This is a genomic window from Paraburkholderia acidipaludis NBRC 101816 (assembly GCF_000684975.1).
GTDB lineage: Bacteria > Pseudomonadota > Gammaproteobacteria > Burkholderiales > Burkholderiaceae > Paraburkholderia > Paraburkholderia acidipaludis.
Genome location: NZ_BAXZ01000017.1, coordinates 23,880 through 40,166, shown reverse-complemented (window position 1 = coordinate 40,166; position 16,287 = coordinate 23,880). Strand labels below are relative to the sequence as shown.

General features: G+C 68.4%; 16 protein-coding genes. 3 read left to right on the top strand and 13 right to left on the bottom strand.

What is annotated here, in order from left to right; translation table 11 throughout:
* Nucleotide 1 precedes the first annotated feature (1 nt).
* Together BAC01S_RS18955 and BAC01S_RS18950 are read right to left on the bottom strand one after the other, a co-directional pair.
* Nucleotides 2-1,162: an NHL repeat-containing protein gene (locus tag BAC01S_RS18955; protein WP_043202802.1), complete on the bottom strand. Its 1,161-nt coding sequence runs from the start codon at nucleotides 1,160-1,162 to the stop codon at nucleotides 2-4.
* A gap of 124 nt (nucleotides 1,163-1,286) precedes the next feature.
* Nucleotides 1,287-2,723, bottom strand: coding sequence for a carbohydrate porin (locus BAC01S_RS18950; protein WP_027796182.1), 1,437 nt, complete (start codon nucleotides 2,721-2,723; stop codon nucleotides 1,287-1,289).
* Between the two features lie 322 nt (nucleotides 2,724-3,045).
* On the opposite strand from BAC01S_RS18950, the gene BAC01S_RS31845 reads away from it, so the two are divergent.
* Nucleotides 3,046-3,924 carry an arylamine N-acetyltransferase family protein gene (locus BAC01S_RS31845; protein ID WP_043202885.1) on the top strand — a complete coding sequence of 293 codons (879 nt, stop codon included), beginning with the start codon at nucleotides 3,046-3,048 and terminating at the stop codon, nucleotides 3,922-3,924.
* A 68-nt stretch (nucleotides 3,925-3,992) separates the two neighbouring features.
* Nucleotides 3,993-4,670 carry a methyltransferase family protein gene (locus tag BAC01S_RS18940; RefSeq protein ID WP_027796181.1) on the top strand — a complete coding sequence of 226 codons (678 nt, stop codon included), beginning with the start codon at nucleotides 3,993-3,995 and terminating at the stop codon, nucleotides 4,668-4,670.
* Between the two features lie 36 nt (nucleotides 4,671-4,706).
* On the opposite strand, the gene BAC01S_RS33355 is transcribed toward BAC01S_RS18940, so the two are convergent.
* The 11 genes from BAC01S_RS33355 to BAC01S_RS18885 all read right to left on the bottom strand — a co-directional run bounded on the left by BAC01S_RS33355 (nucleotide 4,707) and on the right by BAC01S_RS18885 (nucleotide 14,699).
* Nucleotides 4,707-5,486 (bottom strand): hypothetical protein, encoded by a 780-nt coding sequence (locus BAC01S_RS33355; RefSeq protein ID WP_027796180.1) that lies wholly within the window; start codon nucleotides 5,484-5,486, stop codon nucleotides 4,707-4,709.
* Between the two features lie 84 nt (nucleotides 5,487-5,570).
* Complete coding sequence (locus tag BAC01S_RS35145; RefSeq protein WP_169740138.1) at nucleotides 5,571-5,720, bottom strand: hypothetical protein; 150 nt, start codon at nucleotides 5,718-5,720, stop codon at nucleotides 5,571-5,573.
* Nucleotides 5,695-6,699 carry a cytochrome d ubiquinol oxidase subunit II gene (cydB, locus tag BAC01S_RS18925; protein ID WP_027796179.1) on the bottom strand — a complete coding sequence of 335 codons (1,005 nt, stop codon included), beginning with the start codon at nucleotides 6,697-6,699 and terminating at the stop codon, nucleotides 5,695-5,697. Before cydB ends, BAC01S_RS35145 begins: the two co-directional genes overlap by 26 nt.
* A gap of 50 nt (nucleotides 6,700-6,749) precedes the next feature.
* Nucleotides 6,750-8,183, bottom strand: a complete 1,434-nt coding sequence (locus BAC01S_RS18920) for a cytochrome ubiquinol oxidase subunit I (protein ID WP_027796178.1) — start codon at nucleotides 8,181-8,183, stop codon at nucleotides 6,750-6,752.
* A 422-nt stretch (nucleotides 8,184-8,605) separates the two neighbouring features.
* Nucleotides 8,606-8,794 (bottom strand): 4-oxalocrotonate tautomerase, encoded by a 189-nt coding sequence (locus tag BAC01S_RS18915; protein WP_027796177.1) that lies wholly within the window; start codon nucleotides 8,792-8,794, stop codon nucleotides 8,606-8,608.
* A gap of 33 nt (nucleotides 8,795-8,827) precedes the next feature.
* Nucleotides 8,828-9,604 (bottom strand): class II aldolase/adducin family protein, encoded by a 777-nt coding sequence (locus tag BAC01S_RS18910; protein ID WP_027796176.1) that lies wholly within the window; start codon nucleotides 9,602-9,604, stop codon nucleotides 8,828-8,830.
* A gap of 31 nt (nucleotides 9,605-9,635) precedes the next feature.
* Entirely contained in the window at nucleotides 9,636-10,655 is a 1,020-nt protein-coding gene (locus tag BAC01S_RS31835; RefSeq protein ID WP_084168661.1) for an urea transporter, read from the bottom strand.
* 183 nt (nucleotides 10,656-10,838) lie between these two features.
* Nucleotides 10,839-12,038, bottom strand: a complete 1,200-nt coding sequence (kch, locus tag BAC01S_RS18900) for a voltage-gated potassium channel protein (RefSeq protein ID WP_043202799.1) — start codon at nucleotides 12,036-12,038, stop codon at nucleotides 10,839-10,841.
* Entirely contained in the window at nucleotides 12,038-12,949 is a 912-nt protein-coding gene (locus BAC01S_RS31830) for a mechanosensitive ion channel family protein (RefSeq protein WP_043202797.1), read from the bottom strand. The genes kch and BAC01S_RS31830 overlap by 1 nt, the downstream gene beginning before the upstream one ends.
* A 156-nt stretch (nucleotides 12,950-13,105) precedes the next feature.
* Entirely contained in the window at nucleotides 13,106-13,648 is a 543-nt protein-coding gene (locus BAC01S_RS18890) for a GNAT family N-acetyltransferase (RefSeq protein ID WP_027796174.1), read from the bottom strand.
* Nucleotides 13,649-13,787: 139 nt separating this feature from the next.
* On the bottom strand, nucleotides 13,788-14,699 hold the full coding sequence (locus BAC01S_RS18885; RefSeq protein WP_027796173.1) for a DMT family transporter: 912 nt from the start codon (nucleotides 14,697-14,699) through the stop codon (nucleotides 13,788-13,790).
* 154 nt (nucleotides 14,700-14,853) lie between these two features.
* Between BAC01S_RS18885 and BAC01S_RS18880 the strand changes: the two genes are divergently transcribed.
* Nucleotides 14,854-16,275: an aminotransferase-like domain-containing protein gene (locus BAC01S_RS18880; RefSeq protein ID WP_027796172.1), complete on the top strand. Its 1,422-nt coding sequence runs from the start codon at nucleotides 14,854-14,856 to the stop codon at nucleotides 16,273-16,275.
* Nucleotides 16,276-16,287: the final 12 nt, after the last annotated feature.

The following is a 16,287-nucleotide window of genomic DNA, read 5'->3' as shown; positions in this document are numbered from 1 at the left end:
ATTATTTTGCCAGTACGAGAGTATTGACGTCGTCTTCCACGTAGTAGAAGCCGTCGCCCGCCGGCGTCAGCGCGATGCCGAACAGGTCGCCGTTGCCCGGAGGCGTCTGCGCCTTGTCCGTATCGATCCAGCGCGCGTAGAGCTGCTTCGCCGCGGCCGGATCGATCTCCACGACCTGACCGTTGAGCGCATTCGTGACGAGCAGGTGGCCTTGCGGCGTCATGATCATCGCGAGCGGGCGGTGGAGCATACCATCCGCCGTGAGCTGACGGCCAACGCCGGCGCTCGTGTCGCGCGTGAGCGGGTCTTCGATCACGTTGACGCGGTTGCCGATCGCGTCCGAGACGTAGAGCAGCTTGTTGTCGGCGGAGAGCGCGAGGCCCGTCGGTCCGACGAGGAACACGCCCTTGTCGGCCTGCGCGCCGAAGCCGCTCGCCACCACGGTCTCGCTCTTCACGACCGGCACCTGGCCGCTCGGGATGTCGAGGTCGAGGCGCAGCACGGTGGCTTGCTTGAACACGGGCGGGTTGCCGTCCGCGCCGCCCACGCCGAAGCCGGCGTTGCTCAAGAACAGCGTGGCATGGTCGCCGTTGTCCACCACGGCCATGTTGCCCCACGGGTCGTTGATGTTCGGGCTGCTGATGGTTTTCGCGATCTTGCCGCTGGAATCGAGCACGATCAGGCAACCGGCGCCCTTGGTGCCGGTCGTGCCGTCGTTGGAGGGCGTGCTGCCCACGATCACCCAGCCCGACTTGAGCATCGTCATCGCCGTGGAGAGGCCCACGCCGCCCGGGCATTCCTTCAGGTCGCGCGGGATCGTGGCGAAGAGCGACATCTGCTTCGTGTCGGGGTGGTAATCGACGATCGTGCTGCCCATGCCCTGCATGTTGGCCGCGTTGTTGAAGTTGTCCACCAGCACGTCGCCTGCCTTGACCGAGCCGGCGCTGACCGGCGCGACGACGATCGCGTATGGGTTCTGGTCGCCGTTGTCGGGGACGGTGTTGATGAGCGTGGTGTCCTTGTGGACGGACGGCAGCAGGCCTTCGGGGTCGGCGTGGGCGGCGAGCGGGGCGCCGGTCAGCGTGGCCGCCGCGGCAAGTGCGAGCGCGGCGCGCGTGAAGTGGGCCGTGCGTTGCAGGAGCGTGCGCGTTGCGTGTTTCATCGTGAATCTCCGTGCCCCGCAAGCAAACCGTGCGCCGCATGGGGCGCTCATGACGGCAAAGACTCGCGAGGACTTGGTGTTGGCCATGGGATCAGGTTTCGATCGGTGGTGACAGGGCGTGCGGTCAGAACGTGATGTTGGTGCGCACACCCACCACGAACGTGTTGCGCAGCGCCTCCGTCGGGTTGTCCGGGTTCTGGCCCGCGCCGGCGTTGAACGTGTACTGCGCGTCGGCCTGGATCTGCCACCAGGGGTTGACCTGATACTGGTAGGTCGCTTCGAGGGCGGTTTCGCTGCCGCGCGGAACGTTTCCGGCAGCGAGGTCGGCTGCCGCGGCGTCATTGCTCACCTTGATATAGGCGAGGCCCAGACCCACGCTGTCGTTGTCGCGGCCGGCGAACGGCGCTTTCATCACGATACCCAGATTGGCGCTAACGCTGACCTCGTTGCGGTCGCTCGGCGCGCCCATCACGCGCGCGAACACGCCGATGCTGCGCGGCTCGTCGGGGTCCGGTCGCCAGATCATCTGGTCGGCCACGGCGTAGAAGCTGTAGTCGCCCTTGTGCTGGATCGACGAGTTCTGCTGGTCGGCGAACGAGTCGCTGTTGTACCAGAAGCCCAGCTTGTACGTGCCCGGCAGCTTCTTGCTGGTGTCGGCGCTCACGAGATCGCCTTCGGCCGGCTGGTTGATCGAGTACTGCAGCTCGCCGATCACCATCGCACCGTTGTGCAGGTTGAAGTTCGTGCCGCTCAGGTTGTTCGGGTCGTTGCCGAGCGGGTCGGCGTCGAACACGCCGATCAGGCCGGTGAGCGAACCGTTGATCTGGCCGCGCAGGCGCACGCCGAGGTCGGAGAGCGGATAGGCGGGGCCGCCGTTCGGCAGGTCGTACGAAGGCAGGCCGGGCCAGCCGAACATCGTGTTCACGAACAGCGACGCGTACTGGCTCACCATGAATTCCTGGTCGAGACTCTGCTGACCGATCTTCACGTCCACGCGTTTGTCGAGAAACGACTGCTGGTACCACATTTCCCACAGGCGCGTGGTGTCCTGCGCTTCGATGCCGCTCGCCGTGTTCAGCGTGCCGAGATTCAGCGCGCTCAGGTTCGAGCCGTGAATGTTGAGCGCGCTGATGTTGAAGAGGCCCCCCGGGATGCCCAGGTACTTGCTCGTGTCGAGCTGCAGGGTCGCGGTGGTGAGACCGTCATAGGTGCCGCCGCGGTTCAGGCCGCCACGCAGGTTCGCGAGATATTCGCTCGTCTCGGTCAACTGGAACGAGAAGCCGTACTGGCCCATCCACGGGCGCAGACCGCCCATGTCGCCGAGCAGGTTCTGGCGGGCCCAGATGCCGGTCCAGAAGTTGGACGGCGTGGCCTGGATGGCGAGGTCGGCTTCCGGGGCTTCCGGATTGGCGTCGGGGTTGGCCGATTCCTGAGCGTGGGCGGCGCCGTTTGCGAGGGTCGCGAACGCGATGGACAGGGCGAGCCTGCGCAGCGCCGGGAAGCGGCGCCGGATCCCGTAGCCGCGCAGCGCGGCGGGACGAACTGACCGGGAGAACTTCATCGAGATCCTTATTGATTATGTCGATGCCCGTTCGGCGGGCACCGCTGCACATGAATTCTCTTGATCGCCGCCATTGAGGAGGCCAGCGAACGGGGCCCATCGTACCCATCGGGAATACAGGAGTCAACACAAATGAGAATGATTCTCATGATAATTACTTGGGGGATGCAGTTTTCTTTCCAATAGCTATCGAAATGCGTTGTTTATGCTTACGGTTAGACAGAAATAACGTCGATCGGCGGGGCGCCGGAACTCGCCTATCATCGCTACGTGAATGACCGTGCGTGCCGGGCGGCACGCATTTTCATCGGACGAGCTGCCCATGACCGTTTCCGGTTTTTCGCCTGACCTTTCCCCCGATTCGCGTCCCGACGGGCGCAGCGAACTCGACCGCTATTTCGCGCGCATCGGCTACGACGGGCCGCGCGCGGCGACGCTGGCGGTGCTGCGCGCCTTGCATCGGCTTCATCCGCTCGCGATCCCCTTCGAGAACCTCGACGTTCTCGCTGGCCGGCGCATCTCGATCCGTCTCGAAGACATCGTCGCGAAGCTCGTCGATGCGCGGCGCGGCGGCTATTGCTTCGAGCACAACACGCTCTTCGCTCACGCGCTCGCGGCGCTCGGCTTTCGCGTGACGCCGCTCGCCGCACGCGTGCTGTACGGGCGGCCAGCGGGCGCGATCACCGCGCGCACGCACATGCTCCTGCGCGTGGAGGCCGAGGGCGCGGCATGGCTCGCCGATGTGGGGTTCGGCGGCACGACGCTTTGCGCGCCGCTCGCGTTCGCTTCGCAGGCGCCGCAGTCCACGCCGCTCGAAGCCGCGTCCCTCGCGGTTCAGCCCGACGGCATGTGGAAGCTCGCCGTGCAGGAAGCCGACGCGTGGAGCGATGTCTACCGCTTCGAATCGACGCCGGCCGAATGGGTCGATTACGAAGTCGCGAACTGGTACACGTCGACGTCGCCGGATTCGTTTTTCACGGGCAATCTCATCGCGTGCGGCGTACAAGAGGGGGGCCGCATGGCGCTGTTCAACGACCGCTATACCGAGCGCGATGCGAGCGGCCGCCGCACGCTTACGCGCAGGATCGCCGATGCGGACGATCTGATGGACTGCCTGCACGCGCGCTTCGGCATCGATGCTTCGGACTTCGATGCAGGTATGCTGTATGCGCGCATTGCGGGCCGGGCGCCGGTTGACTGAGCGCGGGCAGGGCAGGCGGGACATATGAGCGCGAATAAAGGCGGACACACCTGGCGAAGGAATCGGCAATGATCGGTCGTATGGTCGCGATTACGGTGACGTGGCTTGCGTTCATGGGCGTGCTGTTGTTCGGCGCGGCGGGGACGCTCGCGTGGCCCGCCGCCTGGCTGTGGCTGGCGGAGTTCGCGGCCACGAGCCTCTGGCTCGGCCTGTGGCTTGCGCGCGTCGATCCCGGGCTGCTGGCCGAGCGCCTTTCGCCGTACGCGCAGCGCGGCCAGGGCACCTGGGACCGGGTGTTCATGCTCATGGTCACCGTTGGCTGGTGCGCGTGGCTCGTGCTGATCGGCGTCGATGCCGTGCGCCGCGGCTGGTCGCACGTGCCGCTCTGGCTGAGCGGGGTAGGCGCCGTTGCGATCTTCCTTTGCATCTACCTCACGCGCGGCGTGTTCGCCGCGAACCGCTACGCCGCGCCGGTCGTGGCGATCCAGCGCGAGCGCGGCCATGCGGTGAGCGATACCGGGCCGTATGCCCACATCCGGCATCCGATGTATGCCTACGCGATTTTGCTGCTGGCCGGCACGCCGCTGATGCTGGGCTCATGGTGGGGGCTCGCGGGCGTGCCCATCATGATGGCCGCCATCGGCTGGCGAGCGGTAAAAGAAGAGCGCGTGCTGGCCGAGGGGCTGCCCGGTTACCGCGAGTACATGCAGCGCGTGCGGTATCGCTTCCTGCCGGGCATCTGGTGAAGCGGTGCGCCGCTGCGGCGGTTTCGCCTCTTGGCCTCAGGCCTCGGGCGGCGCGGGCAAGCGCTCTGCGTGGCGCCGGTAAAGCCAGGCCTGGGCCGCCGCGGTGAGCAGCACAAAGACGATATTCGCAAGACTCTGGCCGGCCGCGAGCACGAGAAGCCGCACGGGCGAGCCGAGCATGGCGGGCGTGATGCCCACCGCGCCGATGGCGAACAGCGCGACCATTGCGCAGGCCGCGAGCGGCAGCACGGTCACGAACGGCACGCCCAGCAGGCTCCAGAAATGGCCGCGGCTGTCGTGCCACGCGTCGCGCAGTGCGATGGGGTTGCCGAGCGACAGCGACGGAAAGAGCAGGCTGAGCCGCACGGCGATGTAGATCCAGACGACGCCGACGAGGAACCCGAGAAACGCAACGCCCCCCGCATAGTGCGGCCGCAGCACGGCGTAAAGCACGAGCGCCGTGACGATCAGCGCGACGGTGAGCACGAGGCCCACGCCGAACATGCGCATGAGCGGCTTGCCGCCGAGCGGGACGAGCGGCGCCGCGTGCTCGCCCTGCAGCACGAAGCGATGCACCTTGACGACGAAGCCGAGATAGACGATCGAGTTCAGGAGCGATGCGATATCGGCCGCGAGCACGAGCGCGCCCGACGGCATTTCGCTCTGGCCCGGCACGGGCCGCCCGGCGAAGGCGATCCAGCCGAGCACGGTATAGACCACGAAGGCGCCGAGCATCAGCAGGGGCATGTGCGTCGCGGCTGCGCGCGCGCTGGCCCAGGCGCGCTTTACGCATTCCATGAAAGGCATCTGCTGCATGGTCTTTATCGTTCGAGTGACAGATGGCCGACAGTCTAGCGCGGAGTGGGGAAGCATCGCGCGCCGGTGGTGCTCGTGACGCGATTATTTCACCGCGAACAGCGTGAGATTCATCAGAATCTTGAACGCCCACCCCAGCGAAACCGCCCCGGCTACGCCCGCGCACCACAGCAGCACGAACCAGAGCCAGCCCGGCAGCCTGCGCCGCTTAGTGATAGTGATGGGTGTCGCCATGACGCACCTTGCCGCGGAAGACCCAGTAGCCCATCGTCGTGTACGCCAGAATGACGGGGAGTATCACCGCCGCGCCGACGAGCGTGAACATCTGGCTCGAACGCGGCGCGGCCGCTTCCCAAAGCGTGAGGCTCTGCGGAATCGCGTAGGGCCACAGGCTCACGAGCAGCCCGAGATAGCCGAGCCCCACGAGGCCGAGCGCCGCGATGAACGGCGTGTTGTGATGGCGCGCCCGCACGGCGCGATGCATCCAGTACGCGCAGGCCAGCACGAGCAGCGGCACCGGGGCGAGACGCCAGAAGAGCCGCGAGTCGAACCAGCGCGAGGCGATGCTGGCGTCCTGCAGCGGCGTCCAGACGCTCACGAGCGCGATGAACACGAGCAGGACCATCGTGAGCGGCCACACGAGCCGGTGCAGGCGGCGCTGCAGATCGCCCTCGGTCTTGGCGACGAGCCAGCAACTGCCGAGCAGCGCGTAGGTCGCGACGAGCCCGAACCCCGTGAGCAGGCTGAACGGCGTGAGCCAGCCGAAGGCGTCGCCGGCGAAATGGCCGCCCTCGACCGGAATGCCCTGCAGGAACGCACCGAGCGCGATGCCCTGGAAGAACGCGGCGCCCGCCGATCCGCCGATGAAGGCGAGATCCCACAGGTGCTTCGTGCGGTTGGCCTTCGCGCGAATCTCGAACGACACGCCGCGGAAGATCAGGCATGCGAGCATGAACACGAGCGGCAGATAGAGCGCGGAGAGCACGGTGGCGTATACCACCGGAAAGACGGCGAAGAGCGCGGCGCCCCCGAGCACGAGCCAGGTTTCGTTGCCGTCCCAGACGGGGGCGACGGTGTCCATCATCAGATCGCGCTCGTGCTCGTCGGGGAAGAGCGGAAACACGATGCCGATGCCCAGATCGAAGCCGTCCAGCACGATATACATGAAGATGCCGAGTGCGATGATCGCAGCCCAGATGACGGTGACATCCATTTTTGCTTGCCTCTTTTGCGTGGCTATCGATACGAAGCGAGGGAAGGGGATCAGGCGTCGATCAGTTGATCGGCGGCCGAGAGCGGACGGCGCGCGGTTTGCGCGGTCTGCGTTGCCGGGCTTCCGGGCAGGGCGGCGGGGCGCGCGCCATCTTCGGAATGACCCGGCAGTGCAGGACCCTTGCGGATCAGCTTCAGCATGTAGTAGATGCCGGTGCCGAACACGAGGAAGTACACGACCACGAAGGCCATCAGCGAAACGCTCACCTGCTGCGTCGTGAGCGGCGACACCGCTTGCGACGTGCGCATCACGCCGTACACGACCCAGGGCTGGCGGCCGGCTTCGGTGGTGATCCAGCCGGCGAGCAGCGTGATGAAGCCCGTGGGCCCCATCGCCAGCGCGAAGCGCTGGAACCCGCGCGATTCATAGAGCCGGCCGCGCCGGCGCTGGACCCAACCGGCCACGCCCAGCACGATCATCAGGAGTCCCAGGCCCACCATCACGCGGAAGGTCCAGAAAATGAGCGTGGAGTTGGGGCGCTGGTCGGGCGGGAACGACTTCAGGCCGCGAATCTCGCCGTCCCAGCTATGCGTGAGGATCAGGCTGCCGAGGTGCGGGACCGACACGGCGTAGCGCGTGGTTTCGGCCTGCATGTCGGGAATGCCGAAGAGATTGAGCGCGGTGCCGCCCTGTTCGGTGTCCCACAGGCCCTCGATGGCGGCGATCTTGGCGGGCTGGTATTCGCGCGTGTTCAGGCCGTGCTGGTCGCCGACGAAAGCCTGCACGGGGGCCAGCACGAGCAGAAGGCCGAGCGCCATCGAGAACATCGTCTTGACGGCGGGGTCGCGCCGCCGCTTGAGCAGATGCCACGCGCCGGTGGCGGCCACGACGAGCGCGGCCACGAGGAAGGCCGCGATGGCCATGTGCGCGAGGCGGTACGGGAACGACGGATTGAAGATGACCTTGAACCAGTCGGTGGGCACGACATGGCCGTTCACGACTTCGAAGCCCTGGGGCGTCTGCATCCAGCTGTTGGAGGCGAGGATCCAGAACGTGGAGATGAGCGTGCCGATGGCGACCATGAGCGTCGCGCCGAAGTGCGCGCGCGGGCTCACGCGGTTCCAGCCGAACAGCATGATGCCGAGGAAGCCCGCTTCGAGGAAGAACGCGGTCATGACCTCGTACATGAGGAGCGGGCCGGTGATGGGCCCGGCGAACGACGAGAAGCCGGCCCAGTTGGTGCCGAACTCGTAGCTCATGACGACGCCGGAGACCACGCCCATGCCGAAGGCGACCGCGAAGATCTTCGACCAGAACAGGCAAAGATCCTTGTAGTACGACTTGCCGGTCTTGAGCCAGCAGCCTTCGAGCACGGCGATGAAGCTCGCGAGGCCGATGCTGAGCGCGGGAAAGACGATGTGGAAGGAAACGGTGAAGGCGAATTGCAGCCGGGCCAGGTCGAAGGCCGAGAGCGAGGTGTCCATGTGCGTGCCTGATGCTTGCTTGCCGGAATGGGTCCGCTCGATCGTCGCGCCGGAAAGGCCGGCTGCGGCTCGTGCGGATGAGCGTAAGCGTAGGGGAACGCAGGCGGTTTTGCTGCGCCGCGATGTGCGCCAGCATGTCGCACATCGCAATTAACCGATGACGAGATCGTCCGATAACGCGTTGATGCAAATCAACAATGATGCAAACGCGGGGGCGTCTGATCAGACGTGCGGCCTGTAGATCTGCGTCAATACACCGCGCTGCGGCATGGGTGCGTCAACCTGACCAGGTGCGCAACGTGTAGAGATGAGGTGGGGATCTGGAGGGGACCGTCCCGGACCGCGACGGCCGGGACGGCGGCACGCAAGGGTAATCAGGAATGCCAGGAAGATTACGGCGCCGGGACGCGCGCTTGCCGCGCTCAGCGCGGATCGCTCCAGAGCTTGCCGCCCGTTGCCCAGTCCGCGGGCTTGACGTCGACGAACAGAATGTCGACGCTCTGCGGGTCGCAGCCCAGCACCTGGCAGGTGGTTTCCGTGAGCGCGGCGGCCAGCTCGCGTTTCTTTTCGACGGTGCGGCCTTCGAACAGTTCGATATGGAAAGTCGGCATGAGTTGTCTCCGTGTAAGGCAGGGTGGGATGGTTCAGTTCCGGTACGACGCGTCGAGGCGGTCGAGCTTGCGCAGCAGCGCGGGCCATTCGAGCTCGCCTTCGATCGCGCCGCCGTCGTAGAGCTGCTCGGCCGTGCGCGCCGCCACTTCGGGCGCGGGCAATACCAGCGGCTCACCGCCCGCCTGGGCCTGAAGCTGGATCTCGCAGGCCTTGATCAAGGTGGCCATGAGCACGTAGGCCTCGGCGACCGTGCGGCCCGTGGTGAGCGTGCCGTGGTTGCGCAGCAGCATCGCGGGGCGGTCGCCGAGGCTCGCCGTCAGCCGTGCGCCTTCGGCCGGCGTGAACGCGAGGCCTTCGTAGTCATGCCATGCGAGCTGGCCGTAGAAGCGCAGCGCATGTTGCGAGGCGGGCAGCAAGCCGCCGCGCTGGATCGAGACGGCAATGCCCGCCGTGTTGTGCAGATGCATGACGCAGACCGCGTCGGGCCGCGCGAGGTGGACGGCGGCGTGCAGGGCGAAGCCCGTGGCGTTCACGGGATGGTCGCTCGGGCCGACGATGCGGCCTTCCGTGTCGATCTTCACGAGGTTCGACGCGCAGACTTCGTCGAAGGCGAGGCCGAACGGGTTGATCAGGAAGCGGCCCGGTTCGCCGGGAATCGCGGCGGAGACGTGCGTGTAGATGAGGTCGTCCCAGCCGTTGAGCGCGATGAGCCGGTAGGCCGCGGCCAGATCGATGCGCAACTGCTGCTCGGCGGCGGAGCGCGGGCCGGTCTCGGCGGTCGTGCTCGTGGGGCGGTGGGCGAATGACATGGTGGCTCCTTGCCGGGGGCGCGGCGAAGATTCAGCGGGCTACGGAAGGGGCGGCGCGCGTGGCGTCATTGTCGTGCGCGGATGTGGGGCCGGCGTCCTGCGTTGCCGGTGCGGCCGGTCGCGCGGCCCCGCCCGCGCCGTCCTTGCGGTTCAGCGCCCGTGCTGTGCCGTGAGCGCACCAGCTCGCCAGCACGAACGGCGCGGTCATCGCGGGCAGGCCGCAGCGCACGGCGGCCAGATGCAGCACCGCGGCGAACATCGTCGCACAGAATGCGGCGCGCGTGCCGAGCGTCAGCGTGGCGAGCGCGGCCAGCGCGCCGTTGAAGCCCGCGAGGCCCGCGTCGAAGTCGGCGGGCGCCGCGCCGCATGCCAGCTCGACGGCGCTCGCGAGCGCCGCGCCGGCGAGCGCGAAGCCGGCGGCCCGTCGCGACGAGAGCGCGATGCCCGCCAGCACGAGGAGGCCGGCGGGCGCGCCGGACGCGAATTCGCTTTGCGCGACGCCGCTGAGGACGCCGCCAAGGGCGCGCAGGGCGAGTCCCGTGGAATGCGGCACGGCGCCGTCCGCCGCGAACAGGGTGGCGAAGGCGTGCACCGGCGCGGGCGGTGCGGATGGGGCGCCCGCGCGCAGCGCGAGCCAGGCCCACGTGGCGACGAGGCAGGGTGTCGAGTAGACGGAGAGGCCCGCGCGCGCGAGCCGCCGCCCGAGCGGCGCGCCGAGCCAGCCGGCGGCCGCGGCGGCGAGCAGCGCGGCGGCGATTGCCGTGGCTGCGTCGCCGATCAAGCTGCATGCCGCCAGGCCGGCGAGCGCGCCGTTGAAACCGGCGAGGCCGTCGCGGATCGCGGCGTCGGGGTGGCCCGCCAGCACGGCGCAGACATTGGCCGTCGTCGCGCCGATCAGCGCGGCGCACGCGAGCCGCAGGTCGCAGAGGGCGAGCGCCGCGAGCAGGCACGCGCCGGTGCCGGCGTGGCGTTGCAGGACGATCTGGCCGACGCTGCGCAACAGGGTACGGAGCGCGGCGCTTTCGCCGTGGGCTTGCGCTCGGATGGACATGCGGATGAGAACGGTGCGAACAATGACAGCGGACGAACGCGGAGCGCGCGGGCGCGGGCACCCGCGCGGATCGGGTCGAGCGTGGAGCATAGGTCATACGGGGCCTTTTGCGCACGCGCGCGCGTGATAGTCGCTATTTGCGGGCGCAACCCGGCACAGAACCCGGCACGGAACTACGCGCCCTCAGGCCGGCGGCGCCGCGGCCCCATCGGCATGCTCCTTGCCGAACAGCAGGTGCGAGATCAGGTCGTTGTCGATGGTTTCGTTGTTGAGCGTGCGGGCGAGCAGCTCGCCCGCGAGCAATTGCGGCGAGAACACCATGTCGGGCTGCAGCAGCCGTAGCCGCTGCAGATTGCGGCTGTCGTTCACCAGCGCGACGGTGCGCACCTTCGGCGCCAGCTCCTTGATCGCGAGAATCACGAAGGCGTTCTCGGCGTCGTCGAGGCGCAGGGCCAGCACGGCGAGCGCCGTTTCCGCGCTCGCGCTGTGCAGCGTCGCCGTGTCGCTCGGGTCGCCCACCACGATATCGGCGTTCGCGGGATAGGTGTGCGGCGTGTTCGGCGCCACGATCACCGTGACCGCGTAGCCGCGCTTTTTCAGGCCTGCGTAGACGTTGTGCGCGAGCGGCGAGGCGCCGACGATCAGGTAATGGTTCTTGCGGGTCACGTTGGAAATCCCTCCCTTCACGATATGTTTCAGCTTGCCGCCTATCACGGGCCCCACCACGGCGCTGATCGACGTTGCGAACACGGTGATGCCCAGCACGATCACCGAGGCCGTGAAGAGCCGCGCGGTATCCGAGTGCGGCACGATATCGCCGTAGCCGACCGTGGACATGGAGACGATCGCGAAGTAGAACGCCGTGACGAGGTTCTGGATGGGCGGATCGAAGTCCGGGCCGAGATAAAGCGCGCCGAACACCGCGTAGATCAGCAACGAGCCAATGCTCAGGATGGCGAACAATGAGCTGGCGGCGAGGCTCGTGCGGTCGAAGCGCCGCCAGTAATACAGCAGGGCGGCGGCCAGCAGCGCCGTGAAGGCGAAGAGCGGCTCGCTGCGATAGTCGCCCCACATGCTGATGATGCCCGCGGCGGCGAGCAGCAGCAGCGAGAGCACCCAGGCCACGCGCGCGCGCAAGGCGATGCCGATCGCCATGATCGTGAGGCCCGTGGCGACCACGACTTGCGGCAGCGCGAGCAGGCCGAATGCATCGATGAGCGTGATCCAGTCCTGGAACCAGTTGCCGCGCGCATGCCGCAAGGCCTTTTCGGCGACCGGGCGCAGCAGCATGAGACCATCCACCACGAGCAGCAAGGCCAGATAACCATGCGGCACGATGCGCGTGGCGAAGCCGCGCAGGCGGCGCAGGAGTGCGCTCAGCATCACTGGGCCCGCTGTTGGACGGGTTGCTGGGCCTGAGGCGGGACTTGCGGTTGGGCCTGCGATTGGGCCTGTTCGGCTTGCGGCGTCTGCACGATATGCAGCTCGCGCGTGCGCAGCGGCAGCGAGCACTGCGCGTCGTTGAGCGCCTGGCGCACCTTGCGCGAGAGATCCCAGCGCAGGTCCCAGAACACGTCGGTATTGGCCCAGACGCGGATGTTGAGCACCGCCGTGCTGTCGTCGAAGCGGCTCACCATCACCTGCGGCGCGGGCTCGCGCAGCGCGCGCGGGTCGGCGTCGGCGAGCTCGCGCAGCACCTCGATGGCGCGGTTCACGTCGTCGCGCACCGAGACTTCCACCTCGAGGTCGAGGCGGCGCGTGGGATTGCGGCTGTAGTTGCGGATCGAGTTGCTCCAGAGCGCGCTGTTCGGCACGTATTCGCAGATGCCGTCCGGCTTCTTGAGGCGCGTCGTGAAGAGGTTGACCTCCTCCACGGTGCCGGCCACGCTCACGCCCGCGCCGCCGTCGATATAGTCGCCCACCTTGAAGGGGCGCAGCAGCAACAGCATGATGCCGGCGGCAATGTTCTGCAGCGTACCTTGCAGCGCGAGGCCGATGGCGAGGCCCGCGGCGCCGAGCACGGCGACGATGCTCGCGGTCTGGATGCCCAGCTGCGACAGCGCGCCGATCAGCGCGATGATGCGCACGCCCCACTTGGCCGAATCGCGGACGATGGGACGCAGCGTCGCGTCGATGCTGCCCTGCCCGGAAAGCCAGCGGCCGATGCTGCGCGCGAGCCACCAGCCGATCCACAGGATGGCCAGCGCCGCGACGAGCCGCATCGCGAACGAGGTGAGCGCGTCCCACAGGAAGCTCCAGTTGGACGGGTGAATCTGGGCGAGTAGCGGGTGCATGCGGAAGTCCTTTGTCGTCGGCGCGCGCTCGCGCGGTCTTGGGTGCCGCGTGCGCGCGCGTGTTCAGGCTGGGCGCGCCGGCGTGCGGCCGGCGCGAGACGAACGGACTATTTTAAGGGCGCGGAGCCGGCCCGTGACGGCTGGCTGCCTGTCTGCTCAGGCGGCGGGCACCGTGTTGGAGCCGGAGCCGAGCGCGCGCTGCATGAGCGTGGTGTCGCGCCATTCGTTGTGCTTGAAACCGACGGCGTGCAGCGTGCCCACCATCTCGAAACCGAGGCTTCGATGCAGGGCGAGCGAGCCGCCGCGCGCGTCGGCGATCACGGCGATCATCTGCCGCCAGGGGCCGCTTTCGCAGCGCGCGATCAGCGCTTCGAGCAGGGTGCGGCCGAGTCCGAGACCGCGGCACGACTCGTCGATGTAGATCGAGTCTTCCACGGTATAGCGGTAGGCGGCGCGCGGGCGGTAGGGCGTGGCGTAGCTGTAGCCGGCCACCTTGCCGTTCAGCTCGGCGACGATCCACGGCAGGCCGTGGCCGTGCACGGCCGCATGGCGGCGCAGGAGTTCATCGAGGTCGGGCGGGGTTTCTTCGAACGAGGCCGCGCCGTGCAGGACGTGATGCGCATAGATCGCGGCAATCGCGGGGAAGTCGCCTGGCGCTGCGTCGCGCAGGAGCGGCCGGACGTCGGCGGGTGCGTTCATGCGTCTCGAGTCGGGGTTGGGAAGGCGCCAGCGCGGCGTGCGCGGTAGCGCCTTGCACTATGCCTCGGACGGCGGCGGATTGAAAGCTTGTCAAAAATACCGGCGCGCAGTCGCCGGGTGCGCAGTGCAACGCATGGGTTCAGGCGCGCGGGGCGGAGGCCCGGGCGGCGGGCGCCAGGCTGCCGAAGCGCCGCGCGCCGGCCACGCAGGCGATCACGACGGCGGTCACGCCGATCATCGCGGGCGGCACGGCTTCGTGCAGCACGAGCGCGGCGAGCAGGAAACCGAAGAACGGCTGCAGCAGTTGCAACTGCCCGACGCCGGCGATGCCGCCGAGCGCGAGCCCGCGATACCAGAACACGAAGCCGATCAGCATGCTGAACAGCGACACGTAGGCCAGCCCCCACCAGGCCGCCGCGCCGACGGTGGCGAACGAAGCGGGCCGCAGCCAGAAGGCGAGCGGCGCCATCACGGGCAGCGAGATCACGAGCGCCCAGCAGATCACCTGCCAGCCGCCGAGCCGGCGCGAGAGGCGCGCGCCTTCGGCATAGCCGAGCCCGCAGACGACGATTGCCGCGAGCATGAGCGCGTCGCCGACCGGCGAGGCATCCACGCCGTGACGCAGCGCGAAGGCCACCACGGCGGCGCTGCCGAGCCCGGAGAAGATCCAGAACGCGGGCTGCGGGCGCTCGCCGCCGCGCAGCACGCCGAAGAGGGCCGTCGCGAGCGGCAGGAGGCCGACGAACACAATGGCGTGCGCGGAGTTCACGTGACGCAGCGCGAGCGCGGTGAGAAGCGGAAAGCCGACCACCACGCCGAGCGCCACCACGACGAGCGGGCCGAGTTCGCGGCGCTCGGGCCGCGCGGCGCGCAGCAACGCGAGCAGCAGGATGCCGAGCGCGCCGGCAATGGTCGCGCGCGCGCCGGTGAGGAACAGCGGATCGAGGCCCAGCACGGCGACCCGCGTGGCCGGCAGCGATCCGCTGAAGATGAGGACACCGGCGAGGCCGCAGAGCCAGCCGTCGGCGGTGGAGTCGAGAGATTTGCGCATGGTTCGGGGCGGCCGCGAAGTCGGCCGGATGGCATCGGACATCCGGCGGATGATGCGCTCGGGCCGGGCAGAGGGTAAGCTACAGATCAGTACAATTTCGCAAAACTGTACTGAATACAGAGCAGTACAGATGCGGGACATCGGCCAAACGCAAATGCAAGCACAAACGGAAGCATCCACGAGCGGCACGCTCACGCGCGTCGCGCACGTCATGGAGGCGCTGCGCGGGCGCATTGCCGGCCGCGCGCTGGCTGCCGGCGCGCGCGTGCCGTCGGTCCGCGCCATGAGCGAGCAGATGGGCGTCTCGAAGTCCACCGTGGTGGAGGCGTACGAACGGCTGGTAGGCGAGGGCGTGCTGGTCGCGCGGCGCGGCTCCGGGTTCTTCGTCGCCGGCCATGCGCCGCCGCTCGCGCTCGCGGCGCTCGGTCCGCGTCTGGATCGCGAGATCGATCCGCTCTGGCTCACGCGCCAGTCGCTCGAAGCCGATCAGCACGCGCTGCGCCCCGGCTGCGGCTGGCTGCCGCCTTCGTGGCTGCCGCAGGACGCCGTGCGGCGCGCGTTGCGCTCGCAGGCGCGCGATCCGCGCGCGCCGCTGGCCGAATATGCCTCTCCGCTGGGCTTGCCGGCGCTGCGCCAGCAACTCTCGTGGCGTCTCGCGCAGCACGGCGTGGAAGCGGGGCCCGAGCAGATCGTGCTCACCGACGGCGGCACCCAGGCCCTCGACTTCGTGTGCCGTTTCCTGCTGGAACCGGGCGATACGGTGCTCGTGGACGACCCCTGCTATTTCAACTTCCAGGCGCTGTTGCGCGCGCATCGCGCCCGCGTGGCGAGCGTGCCGTACACGCCCGCCGGCCCCGACCTCGCCGCGTTCGAGCGCGCGCTGATCGAACATCGCCCGCGGCTCTACGTGACGAATTCGGCGCTCCACAACCCCACGGGCGCGACGCTCGCGCCGGCGGTCGCCCATCGCCTGCTCAAGCTCGCCGAGGAGCACGATCTCCTGATCGTGGAGGACGACATCTTCGCCGACTTCGAAACCGACCCCGCCCCACGCCTCGCGGCCTTCGACGGTCTTGCGCGCGTGGTGACGATCGGCAGCTTTTCGAAGACGATGTCGGCGGCCGTGCGCTGCGGCTTCATCGCCGCGCGCGCCGACTGGGTCGAGGCGCTCGTCGATCTGAAGCTCGCGGTGTCGTTCGGCAATGGCGAGGTGGCGGCCGATCTCGTGCACCGCCTGCTCGTGGACGGCACCTATCGCCGCCATCTCGACGGACTACGCGCGCGCCTCGCCGACGCGATGGGCGAAACGCTGCGGCGTCTCGCGTCGCTCGGCCTCACTGCGTGGACGCGGCCGCAGGCGGGCCTCTTCGTGTGGGCGCGTCTGCCGGACGGGCTCGACGCCGCGCAGGTGGCGCGCGAGGCGCTCGCGCAGGACATGGTGCTCGCGCCGGGCAATGTCTTCAGCTACTCGCGCAGCGCCGGCGACTTCCTGCGCTTCAACGTCTCGCAGTGCGCTCGCCCGAAGGTGTACGAAACATTGCAGCGCGCGATGGAGTTGAGCGCGCAGGCCGCGTGAGGGGCGCGCCGC

Excerpts from the sequence above, each read along its gene's own strand:
- BAC01S_RS35145 (WP_169740138.1), bottom strand. The coding sequence starts at position 5,720 with ATGGCGACACCCATCACTATCACTAAGCGGCGCAGGCTGCCGGGCTGG.
- BAC01S_RS18890 (WP_027796174.1), bottom strand. The coding sequence starts at position 13,648 with ATGAACGCACCCGCCGACGTCCGGCCGCTCCTGCGCGACGCAGCGCCA.
- BAC01S_RS18915 (WP_027796177.1), bottom strand. The coding sequence starts at position 8,794 with ATGCCGACTTTCCATATCGAACTGTTCGAAGGCCGCACCGTCGAAAAG.
- BAC01S_RS18950 (WP_027796182.1), bottom strand. The coding sequence starts at position 2,723 with ATGAAGTTCTCCCGGTCAGTTCGTCCCGCCGCGCTGCGCGGCTACGGG.
- BAC01S_RS18955 (WP_043202802.1), bottom strand. The coding sequence starts at position 1,162 with ATGAAACACGCAACGCGCACGCTCCTGCAACGCACGGCCCACTTCACG.
- BAC01S_RS31830 (WP_043202797.1), bottom strand. The coding sequence starts at position 12,949 with ATGCACCCGCTACTCGCCCAGATTCACCCGTCCAACTGGAGCTTCCTG.
- kch (WP_043202799.1), bottom strand. The coding sequence starts at position 12,038 with ATGCTGAGCGCACTCCTGCGCCGCCTGCGCGGCTTCGCCACGCGCATC.
- cydB (WP_027796179.1), bottom strand. The coding sequence starts at position 6,699 with ATGGATGTCACCGTCATCTGGGCTGCGATCATCGCACTCGGCATCTTC.
- BAC01S_RS33355 (WP_027796180.1), bottom strand. The coding sequence starts at position 5,486 with ATGCAGCAGATGCCTTTCATGGAATGCGTAAAGCGCGCCTGGGCCAGC.
- BAC01S_RS18920 (WP_027796178.1), bottom strand. The coding sequence starts at position 8,183 with ATGGACACCTCGCTCTCGGCCTTCGACCTGGCCCGGCTGCAATTCGCC.
- BAC01S_RS31835 (WP_084168661.1), bottom strand. The coding sequence starts at position 10,655 with ATGTCCATCCGAGCGCAAGCCCACGGCGAAAGCGCCGCGCTCCGTACC.
- BAC01S_RS31845 (WP_043202885.1), top strand. The coding sequence starts at position 3,046 with ATGACCGTTTCCGGTTTTTCGCCTGACCTTTCCCCCGATTCGCGTCCC.
- BAC01S_RS18885 (WP_027796173.1), bottom strand. The coding sequence starts at position 14,699 with ATGCGCAAATCTCTCGACTCCACCGCCGACGGCTGGCTCTGCGGCCTC.
- BAC01S_RS18940 (WP_027796181.1), top strand. The coding sequence starts at position 3,993 with ATGATCGGTCGTATGGTCGCGATTACGGTGACGTGGCTTGCGTTCATG.
- BAC01S_RS18880 (WP_027796172.1), top strand. The coding sequence starts at position 14,854 with ATGCAAGCACAAACGGAAGCATCCACGAGCGGCACGCTCACGCGCGTC.
- BAC01S_RS18910 (WP_027796176.1), bottom strand. The coding sequence starts at position 9,604 with ATGTCATTCGCCCACCGCCCCACGAGCACGACCGCCGAGACCGGCCCG.